Origin of the sequence: Prosthecobacter sp. (assembly GCF_049294395.1) — a bacterium.
Taxonomy (GTDB): Bacteria; Verrucomicrobiota; Verrucomicrobiia; order Verrucomicrobiales; family Verrucomicrobiaceae; genus Prosthecobacter.
On sequence record NZ_JBAQCR010000054.1, the window covers coordinates 1 to 22,189 of the forward strand.

Below are 22,189 nucleotides of genomic sequence, written 5' to 3' on the forward strand. Positions count from 1 at the left end.
GAACTGGGCGTCGTGTCTTTTGCGTTTGGCTTTCATTTCGTTGGGTCGTGTCTTGGGTTGCCCCCAAGCCTCGGCCACCATAGTCGCATAACTTCACTACTGGCCCGAATTTCGGGGTCCACCTCAGTCTGCCGCTACACACTCACAGTTTCGGTTGGTTAAGGATTGGCGGGGTTGCTGCATCCGTTACACAATGGTGATTTCCACCGTGCTACCGCAGGGGCTGCCGCCATCGTGCCTAAATTCGAAATGACCTCTTCGAGGCTGGGTGCCGCTACTGCCGCGTTTGCTTTCACCCAAACACCCGGTATAAGCCGTGGCATTTTTTCTTGTCACTTTTGACACCCCATGGTCTGATGCTAAGAATATTTAACATGAACTACCCATGCATTTTCACTGCTTTGGCTGGCATTCTATTGGCAGCCTCCTGTGATAAAAATGAGTCCATGTCTAAACAACAGGCTGGTTTGGAAGCAGAGTTCCTTCAAGGCAATGAAGAGCTGCGACAGCTCGACGCAGAACTGGTCCATGGCACCAATACCATCGACCTGAATGTGCTGACTCAACAGGATATGGAATGGGTGAAATACAATGCCGCAATCGAACAGGCTCTGGCCGGGCTGAAAAAAAAATGCACCCAGGGTGATGATCTGCTGAAAAAAGTTCAATCCAAGCTTGATGCCTACAAAGGCCTCAATGCTCAATAATCCCCACCACCATGCTTACCTCACCCAAGTTTTGGCTTCTGGTTGTAATCGGCGGCGGCCTCGGTGGTTACTTTTATCATGATCATACCGCCAAGCTCAAGGCATCAGAACTGGCTGTGCAGGAGGTCACTGCCCGACTTGCCGACCAACGCAGTCTCATCGCTCAAAAGAAAGCGTTCCTGAATCAACGCCGCGATACCATGGAAAAAAATCAGGTGCTTCTGAAGGCCAAGGGCATCCTCGACAAGCGCCTTGAAAAAATCAACGCCGACCTGGCGCAGAACACCGACTCATTCAAAATGGCAGTGGAGAACGCACGTTCCTCTGCCGCTGGCAAGGAATTGGGAGATTTCACACTAACAAATGGCAAGCTGGTCCGGTCTGCCAAAATCCGCAAAGTGGATGAAGCAGGCATCTCATTGATCTATGCCGATGGCGTTGGCACTGTTACGGTGGGTCTGCTGCCTGAGAATTTGAGAGAGAAATATGATCTGGGAGCGAACGCCCTGATACCCAAGCTGATTGCTGCAGTTACGGCTTTTAAAACATCACCACCAGAAGCAGCGCTCACATCAAAGCCCCCAACCAGTGAGCCAACACCGCCGGAAATGGCCAAGGCTCAAGCACCAGCCACCCCCAGCGTGACGACAACCACACCTGCGCTGGCGGCGGGTTCATCCTTTGATGCCGGTTGCCTCATCATCATCAAAACAGACCATGGCAGCGGCTCAGGTTTCATCGCCCAGGTGGGTGGCAAGACCTACGTCTATACCAACGCGCATGTCATCTGCGGCACTCCCAAAAGTTTCACCTCCAAGATTGAAAGCATCAAAACGGCATCGGGACGGAATATCCCGATTCCTTACGAGATCGAGCTTTCGAACACATACGATCCTAATTCATCCAATGGCCTTGAAGACGTTGCACGTTTCCCTGTGACACTCAAAGAGGGCGAAACTTCCTATGCCCTCGTAGACACCAATTTTTCAGTCAACGTCAATCAAAGGGTGATCGCCTATGGCAACAGTCTGGGAGGCGACGCTGTGACTTCGCTTGATGGTGCGGTGCTTGGTTTGGGAAGTGACCGAATCGAAGTCAGCTGTCAGATCGTACCTGGCAACAGCGGCGGGCCAGTTGTACTCACAGACACAAAGCAGGTACTAGGTATCTCAACCTACCTGGATTCAGGCAAAAGTGACATCTGGACCCGGGGAACCGTTTTCGAAAATGTAAGACGCTTTGCGGTGAGGCCTGACAAGGTGACCAAATGGCGGAAAATGCAATACACCTCACTGATGAGTTCCTTGGCCGAGCTGAAAGCTTTCCACCGTGATACTTTGACTTTGGCTGCCGCATGCTATCTCGACCCCAAGCCCAATCGCGGAGGGTTTGACATTCCCAGCCGGCCCCGCGGTGACTACATTATCCGCCAGGTCATTGTGGATGGCAGCAGATTTACATTAGGAGCGGCCATCAGCAACGGCATTGCCAAGGTCAATCAACGGCTGGGGTTCACGAAAGGCACAATGGCCATCACCCAGGTGGTTCCTGTCTTCGCTGAATTCTTTGGCTCCGTGGCCCAGGTTTCATCATCACAAATAAGCATGCTCTCCAATGCAGACCGAGCTCCCTATCTGAAGCAGTTCATTCCTGAATTGTTGGAGATCAGAAAAACGATTCATGCCAATTTCCTCAATGAAGGCGCCACGCGCTATCGCTGAGAAATATCACTTCCTCACGTCGGCGACCTCCGGGTTCAACGGCGTGTAGTGCTCCATGTAGCCGATCATCATCTCGTCGAAGGTCTGCTGTCCCCAGCGGACGGTTTTGGTGGGATCAGGGTTGGCCGGATTGCCAGAGCTGTTATCATACACGGCGGTGATTTTCACCGTGCTGCCGCGGGGCAGGAAATGCGGCACGGCATAGTCGTAGCGGAGCTGCCAGTTGAAGTCGTATTTGGGGATGTCCAGCAGCGTCTCGCTCTTGCCATCGGGCAGAGTGACCTCGAATTTGAAGGCCTTGCCGCGCACGTGCATGTGGGCCATCCAGGCCATCACATTGACGTCCACGGGCAGCGTACGCTGGGCCACCTCCACATGATTGGCCTCTCCCGGGGGGATGCTCAGGCGCGTATTGGACAGGCCGGTGGTGTGAACGACATATTTCGGTGGTGTCTTGGAAAACAGCAGCCCCATTCGGATCGTGTCTTCCACCGCTTTGCCGTTCGGCGTGTAGTGAATCTGGAAACTCACCGTCGCGCCCGCAGGCAGCTTGCGGGCAAATCCCTCGGGGTAAATCTGCTTCGTATTGCCAGGAACATAGGCCGCCCAGTAGCCTTCGGCGCCTTCATCGCCACCACCGCGCACTTTGCTGCCTTTTTCATGCACACTGACAATGACGTGATGCACCACCTCGCGGGCGCTCGGAAGAATCTCATAACCGCGCACCCAGCGGTCTTCAGGAAATTCGGTGGCCACGGTCACATGCTGGTATGGCATCGTGCCTTCGGCCTTGATGGAAATCGGCTTTGCGGCAGCGATGATCGCATCCGGCTTGCCAATGCTCCACTCGCTGGGAAAAACACGAGGCTTGGGCGCATCCGCAATGTCGCCCTTGGCACGATCCGCGCTCAGCCATGCCAGCAAATCTGAACGATCACGTGCCGATAAAGAGCGGTCATTGATCCAAGGCGAGTGAGCACGCCCTTCGAGCGGAGCGGCAAACCACGGCGGCATGGCTCCGCGCTCCACCTGCTTGCGAATCATTCCAGCGTGCTCGATCACCGCCTCATATGAATCCAGTGCGAACGGCCCAACGCCGCCCTTGTGATGGCACTCCACGCAGTTTGCCTGCATGATGCGTGCGATGTCACGGTGATAAGTCACGGGTGTACTGGCGATGCCTTGTTGCGACGGCAGATCCAGCGCACATCCCGGCGCACTGGTCGCGACCAGTTCTGCCGGCTCGCCACGCAGCATCGCAGCCACCGCATCGCGCAAGTAATGATGCTGCGGCGTGTCCTTTGAGTAGCCCAGGCCGTATTGATCATTCAGTGCACCGCGGTAAACGAGCGTGCGTGCAGCATCGAGCAGGAACACCTCTGTGGTTGTCGTTGCCGTCAGTAGCTGCGCGAGTTTGCCATCCGCATCTGTGGCGACCGGAGACACCAGCTTGTGGTCTGCGATGAACTGCGTGATCTCCTCGGCTTTCTGTCCCGGCGGAGCGTTCACCAGCAGCATGCCCACACCTTGTTCCTTCAGTGACGCTTCAAGCCGGGCGGTCTCGGGTGCCAGCTTGCCGCTGATTGGGCAGCTCGCGCTGAACAGTGCAATCACGAGGCCGTTCTTGCCTGCGGCGCTGCTCAGTTTGACTTCACTTCCCTGCAAGGTCTTCAAAGCGAGATCGGCCACCATGCGCCCCACCCCATGATCGCTGCCCTTGAGCAACTCAGGCGCTTCCTTGAAGGAAGGATCCTCGGAGGCGGGTTTGATCGGGCTCTCAGTGGTCCCGCTTCCCGTGCTGCCGCGTTTGCGCAAAGTGGCTATCACCTTCTCCGCCTCTTCCAGAGTCACCGAGCCGTCTTTGTCCGTATCAAGGCCGTTGAACCATTTCTTGTTCGGCAACTCTTCAGCGGTCAGCTTGCCATCGCTGTTCTTGTCCATGCGCTTAAAGAGGACGGGCGTTGACTCATCACCGACCCCGGCGGGCAGATTGCCCGAGAGCTTGCGCATTTTCTGGACGGCTTCGAGCGCTTCGTCATGCGTCAGCTTGCCATCCTTGTTCAAGTCCAGCCGGGGCAGGTAGTTCGCGCCGTTCATTTCACTCCCGCTGATGATGCCGTCGCCGTTCTGGTCGAACGCTTTGAATTTTTCATCAAATTCGGTGAGCTGTGCCTGCGCACGCAGACCGACAACGGACACCGCCAGCGCCGCGCTGCCGAGCAGAATGAAGAGAGCTTTTTTCATGGGAAGATGCATGGGAACACGCTGTGTGACCTGAAGTTTCCTGCCGTATGACAGGATCATCCAGCAAAATCACCGTTGTACGATTGACGCTGCCTCTGCGTTCCGTTTGAATCCGCCTGATGAGCAACCGCATCCTCTCCCTCCTGTCCGTCATGGCCCTCGCCAGCACTGCTGCTGCCGAAGTGGCCTATGAATTCGTCCCGAACTTCATCACCCCGCCTCCTGGTAAAGAAACCATCGGCGACGGCCACGGCGAAATCGCCGTGGATTCCGCCGGCAACATCTACGTGAGCGTGCAGGACAAAGACCCCGCCCTGGCTGGCCTGCAGGTATATGGCAAGGACGGCAAGTTCATCAAAACCCTCCCCCTCCCCCCTTCCCTGCATGGCTTTGTGATTCGCAAGCTTGGCGGTGCTGAGCACATCTACGCCGCCGTGCTCGGCGAGCAGAAGGTCATCAAATGCAACCTGGATGGCAGCCTCGTGATGGAGATCCCCACCAGCGCCTTTCCTGCTGAGCAGCGTGATTTTGTGAGTGTCACCAAAGCCGACGAGGTCGATCCCAAAAAGAAGACCCCCATCGCATCGGGCCTGAAGATCGCAGATACCAAAACGGAAATCACCCTCAAGCTCGCTGACGGCACCGAGAAGAAAATTGCCAAGGAAAAAGGCGTCGCCGCAGCCGGCGGTCTCAAGCTTACCAACTGCGACGTGGCTCCCAACGGTGACATTTACGTCGTCGACGGCTATGGTCGCAGCTTCATCTTTGTGTTCAGCGCCGATGGCAAGTTCAAGAGCGTTTTCGGCGGCCCCGACAAGCCCTTGGCGCTGGCAAACGCCCACAAGATCTTCATCGACACACGCTTTGAGCCCGCCCGTGTCATGATCTGTGACCGCGGCCACAAGCGCATGCTACACACCGACCTCGCAGGCAATTTCATCGGCGAAATCGCCACCGAGATGCGCAACCCCAGCTCCGCCAGCTTCCACGGGGATCTGATGTGCGTGGCCGAAATCGCCGGCAATGTCAGCGTCTGGGACAAGGCCAACAAGCGCGTGGCTGATCTCGGCACCAGCCCGCAGATGACCAACACCCCCGGCATTGCCCCCAAGGACTGGAAGCAGGGTGTCGTGACCAGCCCGCATGGCATCACCTTCGACAACGATGGCAACATCCTCGAAACCGAGTGGAACAAGTGGGGCCGTGTCTTGAAGTGGAACGTGAAGAAGTAATGATGCGCCTCGCGCGATCCATCCTCATTCTCGCCGCAGGGGGAGCCGTTCTGGCCCCCCTGTGTGCTTTGGGGCATGGAGCAGAGTTTTTGAGCGCCAAGCTCACCCTCCTGCCGGATGCAGAGGTGCTGCTGGAGGTCACAGCCGACTACGGCAGCAACCCGCTCATCATGGATGAATCTGCCGCGCTGGATGCGCTGGCTGACCCGGTGCGCCTGAAGCAGCACGAAACTCTGGTGCCGCTTGCCACTCTGGCCACGGCAAGCATCTCGCAGCATCACAACTGGGAGGATTACGCCCCTGCCGCCTACCTGCCGTCCGGCACTGAAGGCGAGGCTCATGCCTTGATCACCTCAGCCTGGCGCTGGCGCAGCGCCGAGCCAGAGATTGTTTTTGAAATGCCCAAGGGCAAACTGCACGACGTGCTGCTCTGGACACACGATGCGACGCATCCTGATGTAGCGCCCAAATGGATGCTCCTGCTGGCGGGAGATCGTTCCCGTCCCATTCCCATCCAGCTCACGCCTTGGTGGCGCAGCTGGATGGCGGCCGCAGGAGCAGGCGGCCTGGCTTTGATCGGAATTTACTTCGTTTCGCGGAACTTCACATTGCGCCAGCGAACGCTGTAGGGGCCCGTGCCGCCCTTGATGCCGTGAACCTGAAAGCCGATGTAGCCTTCGGGGTCGTTGGGCTGGGTAAAGTCGGCGGCCGCCACTCCGTTGACGAAGCTCTGATAATGATCGCCTTTTACCACGATGCGGTAGTGGTTCCACTCGCCTTTTTTGAAGGCTGCTTTCGCGGCATCCGTCCGTACCGCGTCCGTTTTCGTCAGAATGCTCCACCAAGTGCCGCGACGTGCTTCATCATAGAAATCACCGGCAGTGCCGTTGATGGCGATCTCGCACTGCGGTCCGTAGAGGCGTCCGGCTGGGAGCTTGCCTTTGGCGCCCTCAGGTACTGGATCGCCTTCTTTGGCGATGTGGCTGCGCACCTGCACGCCTGAATTGAGCGCATCATCCACATTGACCTCGAACTCGAGTTCAAAATCCTTGAACGGGCCGATGGCGAGGAAGGTGTTCGGGCTGCCTTCGGTCGTGGTGCCTGTGAGCACCCCGTTTTCGACCTTGTAGCTGGCTTTGCCGCTGATGATCTGGCCGCCTTGCAGCGAACCATCAGCAAACCAGTTCTGCCAGCCACCTTCATCCTTGGTTTGGGCGTTCAGACTGAGAATGGCTGCCCCGAGCAGGGCGGCAGGGAGAGAGATACGGAGTAAGCGTTTCATAGGATTGGGCGGTTTTGAACGCAGTTCGTGACCGGTTTCCATCGCTAACCACCAGATGCTTAATAAACCTTAAATAAAACCGGGGTTTTTATGGGGTTAAAACCCCAAATTAATGGAAGCCAACCTTGACCATTGGGTCAAGTTGGAATTAAAATGGGGTTATTACCCGGTTATTATTGGATGGCCCGCCCCTCAAACACCTTCGACTCATTGTCACTGACGATCGCGATCACACCGCAGATCAAGCAGTACCTCGAAGACATGACCTTGAAGGGCACGTTTGGCAGCAGCCCCGCCGAGGCGGCGAGGATGCTGTTGAGCAATGGGATCGATGCCATGTTGAACTCGGGTGCTTTGGACAGACGCAAATGGACTCTCAAGAACGGACAGCTCGTTCTTTTGACGCCGGATCAACCTTCACTATCATCATGACACTGCAACACGATCCTCAGGCTGACTCCACTGTCTTCTCCACCCTTGTTGAAGTCGAAATGACCGACATGGACCGCAGCAAGAAAGGCAGTTGGAAATCCGAAACCCGGCTCTCGATGCTCTCGCACGAGATCACCCGCTACATGCCTGAACTCGCCGCCCTGCTGGCTGAAGGCGGCAAACAGAAGCTGCTGGCTGCAGCCTGAGGTGGTAGCCGCCAGACGCGCGGCTGAATGGAGTTGAAGTAACGCCAATAGAGTTACTGCTTGCCACTGAGCAGGCCCCAGGGACCCAGCCGTTCGGCGGCTTTTTTGCGCAGGATCGCCTGCTTTTCAGCAGGGAGATGCTGGCAAATACGATCAAGCGAACCCGACACGTTCATGCTGGCCTTCTGCCAGACTTCACGGCGCAATGCCTTGAATTCTGTGGCGGCTTGCAGCAGTTCCGCATGCACCGCGCTACGCTCGGAATCCGTGAGATCAAGCTCCGCCACCATCTGGGATTCGATCTTGCCCACGACCCGGTCAACCGGAGCGTGTGACTCATCTGGATGTGCAATGGCATGCTGAACGATTCGACGCAGCACCAGCAGTCCTCCGCCGATGCCGCAACCTGCCCCCAGAGCAAAGACCAGCAGCAGAAGAAGAACGGCTTTCCAGCGTAACGAGGTTTGGGATGGAGTGTTCATGGAAATCAAATGCCTGCGAACACGGGGCCCTGAAGCTGCCAGATCCAGGCCATTTCATTCACGACTTCGAGGCTCTCGAGGCAGGCCAGAACGGCTGCAGCAGCGAGACACGCAAAACAGGTCTGCAGCCATCGGGAACGAAAGAGACTGAGAACAGCGTCCAATAGAGACGCGGCTTGTGACGGGGAGGAGGTGATTTCAGCGCGAATAGCAGCACGCAGATCTAGGTCTGCTGGCGCAGGAACCGATCGTGCATGGTGTGTGAGCTGATCCCAAGACGTGGGTTTACGAGAGGGTGTATCCATGACGTGTGAGAATGGTTTTAAGGCGCTGCCTAGCGCGGAAGGCTTTCACCTTGGCGTTGACTTTGCTCCAGCCGAAATGCGCGGCGATGTCACCCAGCGGCATTTGTTCGAGGTGGAGCAGCGTGAGCAAGGCACGGTCATCCGGCGGGAGATGCGAAAGGATGAACTGCGCACAGGCGAGAGCATCGCTTGCAGTTGGGACGTCGTCAGCACTGGCAATGTTGTCGAGAGGATGTGATTCATCGGTCGGCTGAACGAGGCGCGAAAAAGGTGAGCGCTGATGCTTGCGGCAGAATTCGAGGCCGATGTTGGCAGCGATCCGCTTGAGCCAGTGCAGAAAGGGTTTGTCCGGCCGCCACTGCGGCAGCGCGCGCCAGGCACGCACAAACGTCTCCTGCACCATGTCCTCAAGATCGGCACGGTTGGCGGAGAAGCGGTGAAGCATGGCGGTCATGGTGGACTGGTGGCGTGTGATGATTTGATCAAAGGCATCGAGATCTCCAGCCTGCGCCGACTGAATCAGGACGAGGTCATCGTCCACGAGGCTTTCAGTTTGAGCGGCGGCGGTCACAGCTGGTAACGCAGGTAATTCCAAAACGGAGAATGGCAACGAGGCAGACCTAAGAAGATCAAGCCTCGTTGCCGTGGAGCGCATTCAGCGCAGCGCTGAGGCGAGCGCGCCATCGACCATGCCTTCGATCTCTGTGCGGGCTGCTTCGAGCTGTTTTTGCTGCTCCGGCGTGAGCAGGGGCCGGACCTGCGCACCGATGCGGGCCATAAGCAGCGCACGATCACGCGCGGCATCGCCGATCTTTTCCGCAGCCGCCATGGTGCTGCCGTTTTCTTTGACGGCCGCCTCCATGGCATGGCGGGCAGCGCGGCTCTGGTTGATCTGCGCATGAATTTCCTCACGGTGCTCTGCGAGGATCTTGCTGATCGCAGCCTTCTGTTCTTCGCTGAGAGGCGTCTGCTTGCGGAAGTTCAGGAAGTGACGCACCGCCGTGCGCACGATCTCGCGGATGGAGGAGCGTGTTTGATCAGGGATGATGCCTTCGCCGATGTCGGCGCTGCGGCCGAACGCCATCGCAGGAATGGCAGTGGCCAGGCCAAAGACGGCGAGCAGTGACAGTGTCAATGTTTTCATAGGTTGGCAGTGTTGGAGGTTTATTGATTCTTTGTCGTGGTGGTGGTCGCGGATTTCGTCTGTCCGTTCGGCCCCGTGGCGCTGCGGGTGGCGGTGCGGGTACCATCGGCATGTGTCACGGAACCACTGGTCGTGGCAGTTTTGCCATTCGGGCCGGTGACCGCACCACCGGAGGCGCGACCGTTTTCGATGCGAGTCACCTGCTGGCTGGCGGTGGCAGTTTTGCCTTTGGCTCCAGTCGTGGCGGCGGTGCGACTGGCACCGGTGCCAGGAGTGACATTACCAGCAACTGCACGCGAGCTGGTGCCTCGTTTGGTGGTAAATGAGGAACTGCGGCCGAAATCGCGCGCCTGCACGCTTCCGAGGGTGAAACCGAGAGTTAGGAGGATGAGGGTAGTTTTCATGATGTGATTTGGGTTTGGATGGATCGCGGCTTGAGAACCGCACAGTGAGCCGAATGCCGGGCAGAACCGTGTGGTTACAGAAAAAGCCGCCCTGCGGTTTTTGGCGTCGGCTGTTGACTCGCCGCCACGTCTGCATGACCAGAAAACATGCAGATCATCTCAGGAACCGCCGTCGCCGAAAAAGTCCTCGAAGAATGCCGTCGCGAAATCGCCGAACTGGCCGCGCAGGGGCGCAAGCCGGGCCTCGCGGTCGTCCTCGTGGGTGATGATCCGGCCTCACGGGCCTATGTGCGTTCCAAAGATAAAAAGTGCCGTGACCTGGGCCTGCACTCCGTCAAACTCGAACTCCCGGCCACAACGACGCAGGACGAACTGCTGGCCCATGTGCACGCCTTGAACAACGATCCGGCGATTCATGGCATCCTGGTGCAAAGCCCGCCGCCAAAGCACATCGATGAGGCCGCCATCGTGCGAGCCATTGATCCGGCCAAGGATGTGGACGGCTTTCATCCGGTCAATGTGGCCAAGCTCGCGCTGGAAGATCCCACGGGCTTCGTCCCTTGCACCCCGCTGGGCTGCCAGCGACTGCTGATCGAAGCCGGCATCGAAACGAGCGGCGCCCATGCCGTCGTGGTCGGCCGCAGCATGATCGTGGGCAAACCCATGGCCCTGCTGCTCATGGCCAAGGGCAAAGGCGGCGACGCCACCGTGACCGTCACGCATTCCCGCACACGCGATCTCGCCGCGATCACCCGCACGGCGGACATCATCATCGCCGCGATTGGCCGCCCGCATTTCATCAAGGCCGAACATGTCAAAGAAGGCGCAGTCGTGATCGACGTGGGCATCAACCGCGTGGACGATCCCACCACCGAAAAGGGGTACAAGCTCGTCGGCGACGTTGCCTACGATGAAGTCGCGCCGAAATGCCGTGCGATCACCCCCGTCCCCGGCGGCGTCGGTCCGATGACCATCGCCATGCTCATGGCGAACACGATCAAGGCCTGCAAGCAGGCGTGACCGTGGTGGTTTCATGCGGATTTTGATTCTCAAGGCGTGGCGCGCATGCCATGCTTCCGGTCACCATGCGTATCCGACCGACCCTTTTGACCTCCGTACTGGCCCTGGCGATGCCCGTTTGCCTTGCCGCTGAAGAAGACAAGCTCGCCAAACCTGAAGCACCCCCTGCCGAGAAAAAGGAAGGCAAAGCGGATGAGAAAAAAGAAGCCAAGAAGCCTGATGCCGACAAGCCTGTGGTAACGAGCGGCAAGGTGACCATCGGCGGCAAAGAAATCGCCTATGAAGCCAAGGCTGGCACGCTGCCCATCCTGAAGCCAGACGGCAAACCTTCGGCGCAGGTCTTTTATACGGCCTACACCATGAAGGATGTGAAGGACGCGGCCACGCGGCCTGTGACGTTTTGCTTCAATGGCGGCCCGGGCAGCAGCTCGGTGTGGCTGCATCTGGGAGCCTTCGGACCCAAGCGTGTGGATTTACCAGCGGATGGACTGACGCCCCCGCTGCCCCCAGGCGGACTGGTGAACAATGAGTTCTCCCTGCTGGATGTCACCGATCTGGTGTTCATCGACCCGGTGAACACTGGCTTCAGCCGTGCCGAAGATCCGAAGAATCTCAGCGAATTTCTCGGCGTGCAGGAGGACATCGCCAGCGTGGGCGAGTTCATACGTTTGTGGGTCACGCGCGAGCAGCGCTGGCGGTCACCCAAATTCATCGCGGGTGAAAGTTACGGTGGCATTCGCGGTGGCGGGCTGGCGGAGCATCTGCAGCAGCGGCACCGCATGTACTTGAATGGCATCGTGATCGTGTCCGGCCTGCTCGATTACGCGACGCTGATCCCCGGACCGCTGAATGAAACACCGTATCTGGTGGGACTGCCTGCGATGACCGCGACGGCTCACTACCACAAGAAGCTGCCGGCGGATTTGCAGGCGGATTTCAAGAAGGCCGTGGCGGAATCACGCGCGTTTGCCTTCGGTGAATACGCTTCGGCCCTGCTCAAGGGAAGCGATCTGACAGCCGCAGAGCGTGAGGCGGTGGTGAAAAAACTGGCCCGATTGACGGGTCTGGAACCGAAGCTTATTGAAGAGCAGGAACTGCGGATCGACAGCGGGGTGTTTCGCGAGCGGCTGCTGCGCAAAGAAAAGCTGGTGCTCGGTGCCTACGATGCGCGGGTGACAGGGCGGGATGGCGATGAGTCAGAAAGCCGTCCACAGATCGAACCTTTCATGCGTGTGGTGGGCAGCATCGCTGCGGCTTCGATGAACGCCTATTTGCGCGAAGAATTGAAATATGAAAAAGACCTGCCGTATGAAGTGCTGGCACCGCAGCCGAACTGGAACCACGGCAAGGGCAACAGCTACACGAGCGTGAGCGGCCAACTGGCGGAGGCGATCAAGCAAAACCCCCATCTCAAGGTGCTGGCATTGGTGGGCTGGCGTGACTTGGTGACACCGCCTGACAACATGCTGCTGAGCGTGCGCCAGATGCACCTGCCGGATGAACTGCGCGGGAACATCGAATTCGCCGAATATGAGTCCGGCCACATGATGTACACGAACCGCCCCGATATGGAGAAAATGCATGCAGACATCGCCGCATTCATCGCCAAGGCCCTGAAGTAACACCTGCCCAAGTCATCCATGAAAAGCTGCTGGATCGCTCTGATGCTCGTTTCTGCGACCATGGCCGCGGACAAACCCAATGTGGTGCTGCTGTATGCGGACGATCTTGGATACGGAGATGTGTCCTGCTACGGCGCCAAGACCATTTCGACCCCGCATATCGACAAGCTGGCGGCTGAGGGGCTGCGTTTCACGGACGGACATTGTGCGGCGGCGACGTGTACGCCCTCCCGATTCGCGATGCTGACCGGCGAGTACGCCTTCCGGCAGAAAGGGACGGGCATTTTGCCGGGGGATGCCAAGATGATCATCCCACCGGGCCGGGCGACTCTGGCCTCAGTCTTCAAAGGCACAGGCTACCAGACCGGAGTGGTCGGGAAATGGCATCTGGGGCTGGGCGACGGTGCTATGGATTGGAATGGCTCGATCCAACCAGGACCGCTGGAGATCGGCTTCAACCACTGCTTCATCATGGCCGCCACGGGTGACCGGGTGCCTTGTGTGTTTGTGAAGGATCATCAAATCGAGGGACTTGACCCAGCAGACCCGATCCAGGTGAGCTACAAGCAGCCTTTTTCTGGAGAACCGACGGGCAAGGCCAACCCCGAACTGCTCAAGATGCACCCCAGCCACGGGCATGACATGGCCCTGATCAATGGCATCAGCCGCATTGGTTATATGAAGGGAGGAAAAGCGGCCCTTTGGAAGGATGAGGACATGGCGGACACTTTTACCAGCCAAGCCGTGAAGTTCATCGAGGCCAGCAAGGACGGCCCTTTCTTCCTGTACTTCGCAGCGCATGATCCTCACGTACCGCGCGTTCCCCATCCGCGTTTTGTCGGAAAAAGCGGCATGGGACCGCGAGGAGATGCCATTTTGCAGTTCGACGACAGCGTGGGCACAATCCTAGCCGCACTCGACCGACTGGGCCTGAAAGACAACACCCTTGTCCTCCTCAGCAGCGATAATGGCCCCGTGGTGGATGATGGATATCAGGACCAAGCGGTCGAAAAGCTCGGCAAGCACAAGCCCGCCGGCCCCCTGCGGGGTGGAAAATACAGCGCGTTCGAGGGCGGGACGCGGGTGCCTTTCATTGTTCGCTGGCCCGCGAAAGTGAAGCCGGGTGTGAGTTCCGCCCTCGTCTGCCAGGTCGATTTTCCCGCCAGTTTTGCCGCTTTGACCGGCCAGCCAACTCCACCCGCCGCCGTGGACAGCCAAAATATACTGCCCGCCCTTCTGGGAACGGACATGACTGGCCGGACACAACTGGTCGAACAGGGCGGTCCAGTTAGCCTGCGGGATGGGAACTGGAAATTCATCCCTGCCAGTCCCGGCGCCGCCAAAAATAAGAACACCAATAGTGAGACCGGAAATGCCCCCGACCCTCAGCTCTATGACTTGTCCCAGGACCTTGGGGAAAGCCAAAACTTGGCTAAAACAAGGCAAGATCGGGTCAAAGCCATGTCATCCGCGCTGGAAAAAGCTCTTTTGAGGCCGGGTAAATAGGTCCTTTCCCGCGTCCCAGCTTGCCGAAACTGCAAAAAAACCGCTAATTAGCCTAATTGGATGCTCCTCCGGCACGTTCGAACCATTGGAATTCCATTCCCTTCATTCCACACCACCATGAAACAAACCACGAAACTGCTCAGCAGCCTGCTTGTTTCCGCGCTTTGTGCGTCTTCCGCCTTGGCGGAAATTCGCACTTGGACGGACACCTCGGGCCGCCAAGTCACCGCCTCATTCATCGGACTCGATGGTGAGGACATCATTCTGAAAACCGCAGACGGCGCCACTCACAAGTTTGCGCTGACCAGATTGTCTGCGGAAGACCAGGCGCTGGCAAAAAGCATGAAGCCTTCGGACCAGCCGGTGATGCTGGCGAACGCCACGGTAGCCCAGGCATCCGCCTCAGTTGACCGCCTCGTGGCCAATGGCCTTGTACGTGCCAATCCTGAGCGCGCCAAGGGTGGCAAAAAGCCGATTACCGGATTCAACCCGCTGGCAAGCGACGAGCAGTTCGTGCGCCGCGTTTATCTCGACATCGTCGGTCGCATTCCGAATTACGCGGAAACCAATCAGTTCGTTTCGGACAGCAATCCGAACAAGCGTGCCAAACTGATCGACATGCTGCTCGACAGCCCCGGCTACAACAGCAACACGTTCAACTACTTCGCGGAAATGCTGCGTGTGAAAGACCGCCTCGAACAGGACAACCTGCGCGGCGTTCCCTACATCAACTGGATGCAGCACGAGATCGAGAAGAACACCTCGTGGGACAAGATGGTGTTTGAGATGCTGACCGCCAAGGGGAAGATGTGGCAGGATGGTGCCGCTGGTTATCTCCTCCGTGACGCAGGCATGCCGCTGGACAATCTGGCCAACACGCTCGCTGTGTTCCTGGGCACCGACGTGGCCTGCGCCCAGTGCCATGACCACCCGTTCTCCGACTGGACTCAGCACCAGTTCTATGAAATGGCCTCCTTCTTCGGCGCCACCACCACCACGATGCGCGCTTACGGCAAAGGCAAGGGCAAAGAAAGCCCCGGCATGGCCATGAACGCCATGAATGATCTGATGCCTAAGATTGAAGAAATGGTCACCCAGAGCGGCCAGGACATCAAGCGCATCCGCAATGGCATCCGCAACTACATGGGAGCCAACCGCTACATCGTCGGAGACATGGACACCAACACCATGAAGCTTCCGCATGACTACAAATATCCTGATGCCAAGCCCAATGACCCGGTGGAACCCAAGTTCATCACCTGGAGCAGGGACGACAAAAATCTTCCTGCCTACAAGCAGAAGATGAAGTCCGCAGAAGAACTTCGTCCGGCATTCGCCAAATGGGCCACGGATCCAAGCAATCCCCGCTTCGCCATGGCGATCGCCAACCGCATGTGGAAGCGTGCTTTCGGCCAGGCCATCTGTGAGCCAGTGACCAACATTGATGATCCCAAGCAGTCCGTGAATCCCGAACTGCTCATCCACCTGGCCGAAGAAATGAAACGGGTGAAGTTCGACATCAAGAGCTTCATGCGCATCATCTACAACACCCGCGCTTATCAGTCTGAGGCCACCTCGGAAAAGATTGCCATGGGTGAACCCTACTACTTCCAGGGCCCCCTCCTCCGCCGCATGAGCGCTGAGCAGGCCTGGGACTCTTACATGACCTTGGTGCTCGGCGACCCCGACAAGTATGCCAAGCCGCTTGAAGATCTCTACAGTCGTTCCATTGACCTGGACCTCAGCAATCCAAAACTGGATGCGCAGACCGTGCTGGTGAAGTATGACGCCTTCCGCAAGATGGCAGAAAAAGAACGCGCCCTCATGGGTGGTGGTCTTGCCGAAGCCGGTGGTGACGACATGATGATGGACAGCGGCAAAGCCAAAGGCAAAGGCAAGGCAGAAGCCAAGCCTGCTGGCGGCACGATGGAAAATGCCTCCCTGACCTACAACGGCATGGTTCTTCGCCGGGCCTCCACTCTGGAGCAGCCTGCTCCAAACGGCCACTTTCTCATCGACTTCGGTCAGTCCCCCCGCTCCCTGATTGACGGCAGCGTCAAGTCCGGCTCGGTTCCCCAGGTGCTGATGATGATGAACGGCAAGGCGCAGCAGATGCTCACCAGCCCGGATTCACTGATCTTCCGCACGATGGCGCAGGTGAAGTCCCCACCTGAAAAGGTTGAAGCTCTGTTTGTCTCCGTGCTCAACCGCCGCCCAACGCTTGCGGAAAAGGACATCGCCAAGCGCGCCCTCTCCGGAGGTGATGACGGCTATGCCAACATGATCTGGGCGCTCATCAACACCCGCGAATTCATTTTCATCCAATAATCCCACGTTTAACCGACAACACGTAACGCGCAGACATCTCTTATGAAACCAGCACTCAACAAGCTCAACCCTATCGCCCGTCGTGACTTCATGATGCGCACGGCTCAGGCCGCGCTCGGCGTGACCGTCATGCCCTCTCTGAACCTGGCGGCTGCCGGCACCACTGGTGCAGGCACCCCCGGCTTCGGCAAGGCCAAAAACGTCATCTTCCTCTGGATGGGTGGCGGCATGACCCACATCGACACCTGGGATCCAAAAGACGGGCCAACCAAAGGCCCGACTGATCCGATCAAGGCCAATGCTGGCTCCGGCAACATGGACCGCCTTGGCGGCACTATGGAGAAGATGGCCAAGGTGGCCAACAAGTTCTCCATCATCCGTTCCATGAGCTCCAAGACCGGTGTGCATGATCAGGGCACTTATGTCATGAAGACCGGCTATGAGCCGCGTGGCACGATTGTCCATCCTTGCATCGGCGCCTGGGCATCCCACTTCCTGGGTCGTATCAAGGGACCAACCCTTCCAGACAGCGTGGTCGTCAACAGCGGCAATGCTTTCCCTGGTGCAGGTTTCTTCCCCACCACGATGAGCCCCATCCCGATCTCCAATCCAGAGACCGGGCTGCAGAACATCAAGCCGACCACTTCGGAAGATCAGTTCAAGAAGCGTCTGTCCCTGACCGACGAATTCGACACCTCCTTCCGTAAAAAGTTCCAGTCGGACGATGTGAAGTCCTATTCCGAGTTCTATGACGAAACCGTCAAGCTCATGAAGAGCGAAGACCTGAAGGCCTTCGACCTCAGCCAGGAACCCGCAGCAGTGCGTGAGAAGTTCGGCAGAAACAACTTCGGCCAGGGTGCTCTCCTTGCCCGTCGTCTGGTGCAGGCCGGTGTTCGTTTCGTCGAAGTTCAATCCGGTGGCTGGGACATGCACAACACCATTGACACAGCTCTTGGCACAACCGCAGCGACCATGGACAGCGTCTTCGCCGCCTTGATCGAAGACCTTGTTTCCAATGGCTTGTTTGAATCCACGATGATCGTCATGGGTTCAGAATTCGGCCGCACACCGGACATCAACGAAAATGATGGCCGTGACCACTATCCGCTCGCTTACTCCACCGTCTTCGCAGGCGGCGGCGTCAAAGGCGGCTTCGTCTATGGCTCCACCGACAAGGAAGGCCGTCGTGTCGCTGACAAGCAGTGCACACCGCAGGACTTCCAGGCCACCATCGGCCATGCCATGGGCCTGCCTGTGGATGAAGTGGTCATGTCACCCTCCAACCGTCCGTTCACGGTCGGCGACAAGGGCGTTCCTGTCCTCGACATCTTCGCGTAACCAATCGCGGGATTATCTCCTCAATGAGAAGCACCCGGTCGCAAGACCGGGTGTTTTTTTTGGGTCTTGTCCTGCATAACCTGCTGTCAGCAGCTTACGCCCGCCTGCGTGGGGCATGCAGCAGGGCGGCCCCAAGGAGCAAGAGCAACACGCTGCAGGGCTCGGGCACCGGTATGACGGAAGTGATCGTAAAGTTAAAGTCGTCAAAGCTTTGAATGTAGCTCACCGCTCCATTGTCCAGACTGCCTCCGCGCAAATCCCACTGCAGTCCGGTGATCGTGCCGCTGACCAGCCCAAGACTCTGATTGTTGAGCACGCTTATGCTGCTTCCCAGCATTGAACTTCCGTCATTGTAGGCGCTTATGCCGAGAGTGGCGGTGTTGTTCAGTGTATCCAGCGCCACGGTGATTTCAGACCAGCCCAGAGTGCCCATTTGATAAGCTGTCGTCTGCCAGGCACCGCCGATCATGCGGTACTGCAGGAAATTGTCACCTGTGTACCCGACTTCAAACACGGACTGATTGGCCGAATCAAGCAGCGACAGCCCCATCATATTGCCGGTGTCGGGATCATCCCAGTCCGAAGGCTTGACCCAAAACGACATTTGCACCTGCAATCCCGCCGTACTCGCGGGAGTAATCCCGTCATAATCGCGCGAATCCATGCTGTAGCGGTAACTGAAGCTTTGATCCGAAGCCATCAGGTTCAGGGTCTGCGACCCGGAGTGCGGCATGGTGTTCCGGTAGGCGACGATCTGATTCCGATCGTACTGGCTCCCATAATAGTAGGGGGCCGTGGCATCCTCGTACAGTCTGCCTCCTGACAGCACCTGCCAAAGGCCTGTGCCGTCGGCAATGTCCGTCGCCCCTCCTCCGGGGCCTGAGTGGTTGGTGCCATATTGACCCGCGTTATAACGTGTGACGTCGGGCCCGTTCGTGCCGTCCCCCAAAGAGTTGGGGTAGGCTCCCAGCGGCACCACCCCGGTATAGCCGTTGACGGAGTTATTGTTGAGATAGAATTGGGCATCCCCCGCCAGATAAGCAGACAGAATTTGGCCGTTCATGGGGACCCGATAACCATCTTGCTCCTCAAAACTGCCCAAATAGGCAAGAGCGTCATGGGACCAGAACATGGCCCCAATGACGCACGCATGGAGACAAAATCTGCGTTCGAGGATCTTCACGGGCTAAATATTACCTTAGCCAATATGAATATAAATTCAATAATTAACGTAATATTCCATATTCGAGAGGGTCTTAACTCTTGGCCATCGGTGAGCTTGGATATGCTGAGGGCGTCAAAACCAACCACACGCCACCTCCATCCCACGCGTCATTTTGAATCCTCCATCACCGCCAAAGGGGGGCCAAATGCCTTTCAAGCACGCCTTTTCCTGCTTGCGGCCTCCTATGAAGCCCGGATAATGACCGCCCTTCCGTGCCTCCTTGGCTAGTGATAAACACACATGAGCAAACCCAGCCCCAAGTCCGACGAACCCTCCTTTGAAGACGCCATGCAGCGCTTGGATGAGATCGTGGCGGGAATGGAGGACGGCCAGCTTTCCCTGGAGGAAATGATCTCCAGCTACGAAGACGGGGTGCGACTCCTCAAACTTTGCCGGCATCGTATCGATGGTGCCCGCCGTCGTGTGGATGTGATCAGTGCCGATCTTGAAGGTGGCAAAGCCTCGCTCAGTTCATTTGACGATGCCGCTGATAACGACGAGAGCGCCGAAGACACCGAAAAACTCCGCTCCCCCGCCCGCCGCCGTAAAACCGCCGAGCCTGAAGGTGGCGAAATTCGACTTTTTTAGACCTGTGGATACCCAACTGCCTGCCATCAACTCCCCTGCCGACCTCAAAGCCCTGCCGCTGGAGAAACTGCCCGAACTTGCGGAGAAAATTCGCCAGACGCTCATCGAGACCCTCAGCCAGACCGGCGGCCACCTCGGCCCAAATCTTGGTGTCGTGGAGCTTAGCATCGCCCTGCATCGGGTGTTCGACACCCCCAAGGACCGCTTCGTCTTCGATGTGGCTCACCAGGGCTATGTTCACAAAATGCTCACCGGCCGCTGGGACCGCATTCACACCATCCGCCAGCATGACGGCCTGAACGGCTTCCTCCTTCGCACTGAAAGCGAACACGACTGCTACGGTGCAGGTCATGCTGGCACAGCGCTCTCCGCCGCCCTTGGCATGGCCACGGGTCGTGACCTTTGCGGAACGGACGAAAACGTCATCTGCGTGGCCGGAGACGCCGCCTTCACCTGCGGCCCGGTGTTTGAAGCGATGAACAATGTCGCTGCGCACACCAAGCGCCTCATCGTCGTGCTCAACGACAACGAATGGTCCATCGACCGCAACGTCGGCGCCATCGCGAAATACTTCAATTCAATCGCCACACACCCTGCTTACGCGAACCTTCATCAGAAAGCCGGCAAACTGCTTGAGTTCATTCTCGGTGAAGACGCACGCCGCATCGCCAAGAAGGTCGAAGACCACGCCAAAAACATTCTGCTACCGCAGAGCCAGACCCCGTCCAATCGCAGCTCCCTCTTCGACGAATTCGGCATCCGCTACTACGGCCCGATCGACGGACACAACATCCCCCTGCTCATCCAGACCTTCGAGTTCCTCAAGACTCAGGATGAGCCGGTGATCCTGCACATCATCACCGAGAAAGGCCGCGGCTACACCCCTGCCCTCAACGATCCCGGCAAGTTCCACGGCCTCGGCAAATACACCATCGAGACTGGCGAGACTCCCACCAGCGACAAGCCCACCTACTCCCAGGTCTTCGCCCGCAGCGTCACCGATTTTGCGAAATCCGACACAAAAATCGTCGCCATCACCGGAGCCATGCCTGGCGGCACTGGCTTGAGCGTCTTCAAAAAGGAAATCCCAGAGCGCTATTTCGACGTGGGCATCGCTGAAGAGCATGCCGCACTCTTTGCCTGCGGCCTCGCGACCCGTGGCCTGAAGCCCTTCCTGACCATTTACTCCACTTTCATGCAGCGCGCGTTCGACATGATCGTGCATGACATGGCAGTCCAAAATCTCCCCGTGCGCCTCTGCATGGATCGTGGCGGACTCAGCGGCGATGACGGCCCCACGCACCATGGGCTTTTCGACATCGCCTACCTCCGGGGCGTCCCCGGCATCGTCCACATGCAGCCGCGCAATGAAGACGAGTTTGTGGACATGCTGTGGACCATGGCCTGCTACGAGAGCGGTCCCATCGCCATCCGTTATCCGCGTGGCAACGGCCCGGGCATCATGCCCAAGGACAAGCCCGTCCGCCTCGAAATCGGCAAGGCCGAGGTCATTGCCGACGGCAACGATGTCGCCCTCATCGCCCTTGGTGATATGTTCCCCATCGCTGAAGCTGCTAAAATTGAACTCGAAGCCAAAGGCCTGTCCGTCGCCCTCATTAATCCACGCTGGATCAAACCCCTCGACATGGACTGCATCTCATCCTTCGCTAGAAAAGTGAAGGTTGTCTGTACCCTTGAGGACCACGTACTGCGCAATGGATTCGGCACCGGCGTCATCGAACAGCTCAGCGACGCAGGCATTCATACTCCTGTCGTCCGCATCGGCTGGCCCGACCAGTTCATCGAGCACGGCACCCCCTCGGTCCTTCGTAAAAAACACGGCCTTAGCGTCGAAAACACCGTCGCGAAGGTGCTCGGTGCTCTAGGCCAGGCGTAATGCCCGGTCTGGAGTGATGGCAGCGTTGGGAGGAGCTTGCTGAATCGTCTTTTCGAGAAAGCCGAGACAGCCATCCTAAATATTGATTTATCTGTGATGTTCCGCTGCTTTCTTTCTGGAAATGTCAGCGCCATTGAATCATCCTCTTTTTGCTCTGGGCCACGCATGACAATGGTCAGGAGAACAAGAATGTTTGTATTCAGTTTTGCAGCTATTGAAAACTGCTGATCAGACCTTTTCACAGGCCGCTCTAGAGTCCCAATGCTATTTCGTGATGATGCCGTTATTCCTCTTTCGCCCCAGCAATTGGGTGATGCCGGAGGGCTGATGAACAGGGCACGTAACCGGGCAGGGCTGGCTGAAGATGGCCAAAAATCACGTGCGACCCATGCTGCGCCGACCGAGGTGATATGGAGCAATGAGAGGCCGTTCTACAGCCGCCCCGCTCAGTGCAATCGGCGCATGCAGCCTTTTCAAAAATGGTTCGTTGCAGCAGGCTTTCTAAT

General features: G+C 57.7%; 20 protein-coding genes. 13 read left to right on the forward strand and 7 right to left on the reverse strand.

Going from position 1 to position 22,189, the window contains the following annotated elements:
• The first annotated feature begins 374 nt into the window (after nt 1–374).
• Nucleotides 375–707, forward strand: a complete 333-nt coding sequence (locus WAW39_RS03790; RefSeq protein WP_422315934.1) for a hypothetical protein — start codon at nt 375–377, stop codon at nt 705–707.
• 11 nt (nt 708–718) lie between these two features.
• Complete coding sequence (locus tag WAW39_RS03795) at nt 719–2,428, forward strand: S1 family peptidase (protein WP_422315936.1); 1,710 nt, start codon at nt 719–721, stop codon at nt 2,426–2,428.
• Between the two features lie 6 nt (nt 2,429–2,434).
• Here the strand turns inward: WAW39_RS03795 and WAW39_RS03800 are convergent, their stop codons facing one another.
• A complete protein-coding gene (locus tag WAW39_RS03800; protein ID WP_422315938.1) occupies nt 2,435–4,672 on the reverse strand; it encodes a redoxin domain-containing protein in 2,238 nt (745 codons plus the stop codon).
• A gap of 119 nt (nt 4,673–4,791) precedes the next feature.
• Here WAW39_RS03800 and WAW39_RS03805 point away from each other — a divergent pair, with 119 nt between their 5' ends.
• The gene (locus WAW39_RS03805) at nt 4,792–5,904 is read left to right on the forward strand and encodes a hypothetical protein (protein ID WP_422315940.1); all 1,113 of its coding nucleotides are present in this window, start codon (nt 4,792–4,794) and stop codon (nt 5,902–5,904) included.
• The gene (locus tag WAW39_RS03810) at nt 5,904–6,533 is read left to right on the forward strand and encodes a hypothetical protein (RefSeq protein WP_422315942.1); all 630 of its coding nucleotides are present in this window, start codon (nt 5,904–5,906) and stop codon (nt 6,531–6,533) included. The genes WAW39_RS03805 and WAW39_RS03810 overlap by 1 nt, the downstream gene beginning before the upstream one ends.
• Here WAW39_RS03810 and WAW39_RS03815 read toward each other — a convergent pair.
• Nucleotides 6,488–7,186 carry a 3-keto-disaccharide hydrolase gene (locus tag WAW39_RS03815; RefSeq protein ID WP_422315944.1) on the reverse strand — a complete coding sequence of 233 codons (699 nt, stop codon included), beginning with the start codon at nt 7,184–7,186 and terminating at the stop codon, nt 6,488–6,490. The two genes, WAW39_RS03810 and WAW39_RS03815, sit on opposite strands and share 46 nt — an antisense overlap.
• Before the next feature lie 180 nt (nt 7,187–7,366).
• Between WAW39_RS03815 and WAW39_RS03820 the strand changes: the two genes are divergently transcribed.
• Nucleotides 7,367–7,618: a hypothetical protein gene (locus WAW39_RS03820; RefSeq protein ID WP_422315946.1), complete on the forward strand. Its 252-nt coding sequence runs from the start codon at nt 7,367–7,369 to the stop codon at nt 7,616–7,618.
• Nucleotides 7,615–7,824 (forward strand): hypothetical protein, encoded by a 210-nt coding sequence (locus tag WAW39_RS03825; RefSeq protein WP_397381378.1) that lies wholly within the window; start codon nt 7,615–7,617, stop codon nt 7,822–7,824. Before WAW39_RS03820 ends, WAW39_RS03825 begins: the two co-directional genes overlap by 4 nt.
• Before the next feature lie 53 nt (nt 7,825–7,877).
• Here WAW39_RS03825 and WAW39_RS03830 read toward each other — a convergent pair whose 3' ends face one another.
• From WAW39_RS03830 to WAW39_RS03845, 4 genes are all read right to left on the reverse strand, one after another.
• On the reverse strand, nt 7,878–8,306 hold the full coding sequence (locus tag WAW39_RS03830) for a hypothetical protein (RefSeq protein WP_422315949.1): 429 nt from the start codon (nt 8,304–8,306) through the stop codon (nt 7,878–7,880).
• Between the two features lie 285 nt (nt 8,307–8,591).
• The gene (locus tag WAW39_RS03835) at nt 8,592–9,182 is read right to left on the reverse strand and encodes an RNA polymerase sigma factor (protein ID WP_422315951.1); all 591 of its coding nucleotides are present in this window, start codon (nt 9,180–9,182) and stop codon (nt 8,592–8,594) included.
• Nucleotides 9,183–9,266: 84 nt separating this feature from the next.
• Nucleotides 9,267–9,755 (reverse strand): Spy/CpxP family protein refolding chaperone, encoded by a 489-nt coding sequence (locus WAW39_RS03840; protein WP_422315953.1) that lies wholly within the window; start codon nt 9,753–9,755, stop codon nt 9,267–9,269.
• A 20-nt stretch (nt 9,756–9,775) separates the two neighbouring features.
• Complete coding sequence (locus tag WAW39_RS03845) at nt 9,776–10,159, reverse strand: hypothetical protein (protein ID WP_422315955.1); 384 nt, start codon at nt 10,157–10,159, stop codon at nt 9,776–9,778.
• Nucleotides 10,160–10,306: 147 nt separating this feature from the next.
• Here WAW39_RS03845 and folD point away from each other — a divergent pair, with 147 nt between their 5' ends.
• From folD to WAW39_RS03870, 5 genes are all read left to right on the forward strand, one after another.
• On the forward strand, nt 10,307–11,179 hold the full coding sequence (folD, locus tag WAW39_RS03850) for a bifunctional methylenetetrahydrofolate dehydrogenase/methenyltetrahydrofolate cyclohydrolase FolD (protein WP_422315957.1): 873 nt from the start codon (nt 10,307–10,309) through the stop codon (nt 11,177–11,179).
• Nucleotides 11,180–11,265: 86 nt separating this feature from the next.
• Nucleotides 11,266–12,801 carry a S10 family peptidase gene (locus tag WAW39_RS03855; RefSeq protein WP_422315959.1) on the forward strand — a complete coding sequence of 512 codons (1,536 nt, stop codon included), beginning with the start codon at nt 11,266–11,268 and terminating at the stop codon, nt 12,799–12,801.
• A 60-nt stretch (nt 12,802–12,861) separates the two neighbouring features.
• Nucleotides 12,862–14,307 (forward strand): sulfatase family protein, encoded by a 1,446-nt coding sequence (locus tag WAW39_RS03860; protein WP_422315961.1) that lies wholly within the window; start codon nt 12,862–12,864, stop codon nt 14,305–14,307.
• 117 nt (nt 14,308–14,424) lie between these two features.
• Complete coding sequence (locus tag WAW39_RS03865) at nt 14,425–16,635, forward strand: DUF1549 domain-containing protein (protein WP_422315963.1); 2,211 nt, start codon at nt 14,425–14,427, stop codon at nt 16,633–16,635.
• Between the two features lie 42 nt (nt 16,636–16,677).
• Nucleotides 16,678–17,973: a DUF1501 domain-containing protein gene (locus tag WAW39_RS03870; protein WP_422315965.1), complete on the forward strand. Its 1,296-nt coding sequence runs from the start codon at nt 16,678–16,680 to the stop codon at nt 17,971–17,973.
• Between the two features lie 94 nt (nt 17,974–18,067).
• Here the strand turns inward: WAW39_RS03870 and WAW39_RS03875 are convergent, their stop codons facing one another.
• On the reverse strand, nt 18,068–19,036 hold the full coding sequence (locus WAW39_RS03875) for a hypothetical protein (RefSeq protein ID WP_422315967.1): 969 nt from the start codon (nt 19,034–19,036) through the stop codon (nt 18,068–18,070).
• Between the two features lie 402 nt (nt 19,037–19,438).
• Here WAW39_RS03875 and xseB point away from each other — a divergent pair, with 402 nt between their 5' ends.
• Both xseB and dxs read left to right on the forward strand, forming a co-directional pair.
• Nucleotides 19,439–19,786: an exodeoxyribonuclease VII small subunit gene (gene xseB, locus WAW39_RS03880; RefSeq protein ID WP_422315969.1), complete on the forward strand. Its 348-nt coding sequence runs from the start codon at nt 19,439–19,441 to the stop codon at nt 19,784–19,786.
• Between the two features lie 4 nt (nt 19,787–19,790).
• A complete protein-coding gene (dxs, locus tag WAW39_RS03885; RefSeq protein ID WP_422315971.1) occupies nt 19,791–21,683 on the forward strand; it encodes a 1-deoxy-D-xylulose-5-phosphate synthase in 1,893 nt (630 codons plus the stop codon).
• Nucleotides 21,684–22,189 lie beyond the last annotated feature (506 nt).

Bases quoted from the DNA above. Each gene is read 5' to 3' on its own strand.
- WAW39_RS03790 (WP_422315934.1), top strand. From the start codon at position 375: ATGAACTACCCATGCATTTTCACTGCTTTGGCTGGCATTCTATTGGCA.
- WAW39_RS03795 (WP_422315936.1), top strand. From the start codon at position 719: ATGCTTACCTCACCCAAGTTTTGGCTTCTGGTTGTAATCGGCGGCGGC.
- WAW39_RS03800 (WP_422315938.1), bottom strand. From the start codon at position 4,672: ATGAAAAAAGCTCTCTTCATTCTGCTCGGCAGCGCGGCGCTGGCGGTG.
- WAW39_RS03805 (WP_422315940.1), top strand. From the start codon at position 4,792: ATGAGCAACCGCATCCTCTCCCTCCTGTCCGTCATGGCCCTCGCCAGC.
- WAW39_RS03810 (WP_422315942.1), top strand. From the start codon at position 5,904: ATGATGCGCCTCGCGCGATCCATCCTCATTCTCGCCGCAGGGGGAGCC.
- WAW39_RS03815 (WP_422315944.1), bottom strand. From the start codon at position 7,186: ATGAAACGCTTACTCCGTATCTCTCTCCCTGCCGCCCTGCTCGGGGCA.
- WAW39_RS03820 (WP_422315946.1), top strand. From the start codon at position 7,367: ATGGCCCGCCCCTCAAACACCTTCGACTCATTGTCACTGACGATCGCG.
- WAW39_RS03825 (WP_397381378.1), top strand. From the start codon at position 7,615: ATGACACTGCAACACGATCCTCAGGCTGACTCCACTGTCTTCTCCACC.
- WAW39_RS03830 (WP_422315949.1), bottom strand. From the start codon at position 8,306: ATGAACACTCCATCCCAAACCTCGTTACGCTGGAAAGCCGTTCTTCTT.
- WAW39_RS03840 (WP_422315953.1), bottom strand. From the start codon at position 9,755: ATGAAAACATTGACACTGTCACTGCTCGCCGTCTTTGGCCTGGCCACT.
- WAW39_RS03845 (WP_422315955.1), bottom strand. From the start codon at position 10,159: ATGAAAACTACCCTCATCCTCCTAACTCTCGGTTTCACCCTCGGAAGC.
- folD (WP_422315957.1), top strand. From the start codon at position 10,307: ATGCAGATCATCTCAGGAACCGCCGTCGCCGAAAAAGTCCTCGAAGAA.
- WAW39_RS03860 (WP_422315961.1), top strand. From the start codon at position 12,862: ATGGCCGCGGACAAACCCAATGTGGTGCTGCTGTATGCGGACGATCTT.
- WAW39_RS03865 (WP_422315963.1), top strand. From the start codon at position 14,425: ATGAAACAAACCACGAAACTGCTCAGCAGCCTGCTTGTTTCCGCGCTT.
- WAW39_RS03870 (WP_422315965.1), top strand. From the start codon at position 16,678: ATGAAACCAGCACTCAACAAGCTCAACCCTATCGCCCGTCGTGACTTC.
- WAW39_RS03875 (WP_422315967.1), bottom strand. From the start codon at position 19,036: ATGAACGGCCAAATTCTGTCTGCTTATCTGGCGGGGGATGCCCAATTC.
- xseB (WP_422315969.1), top strand. From the start codon at position 19,439: ATGAGCAAACCCAGCCCCAAGTCCGACGAACCCTCCTTTGAAGACGCC.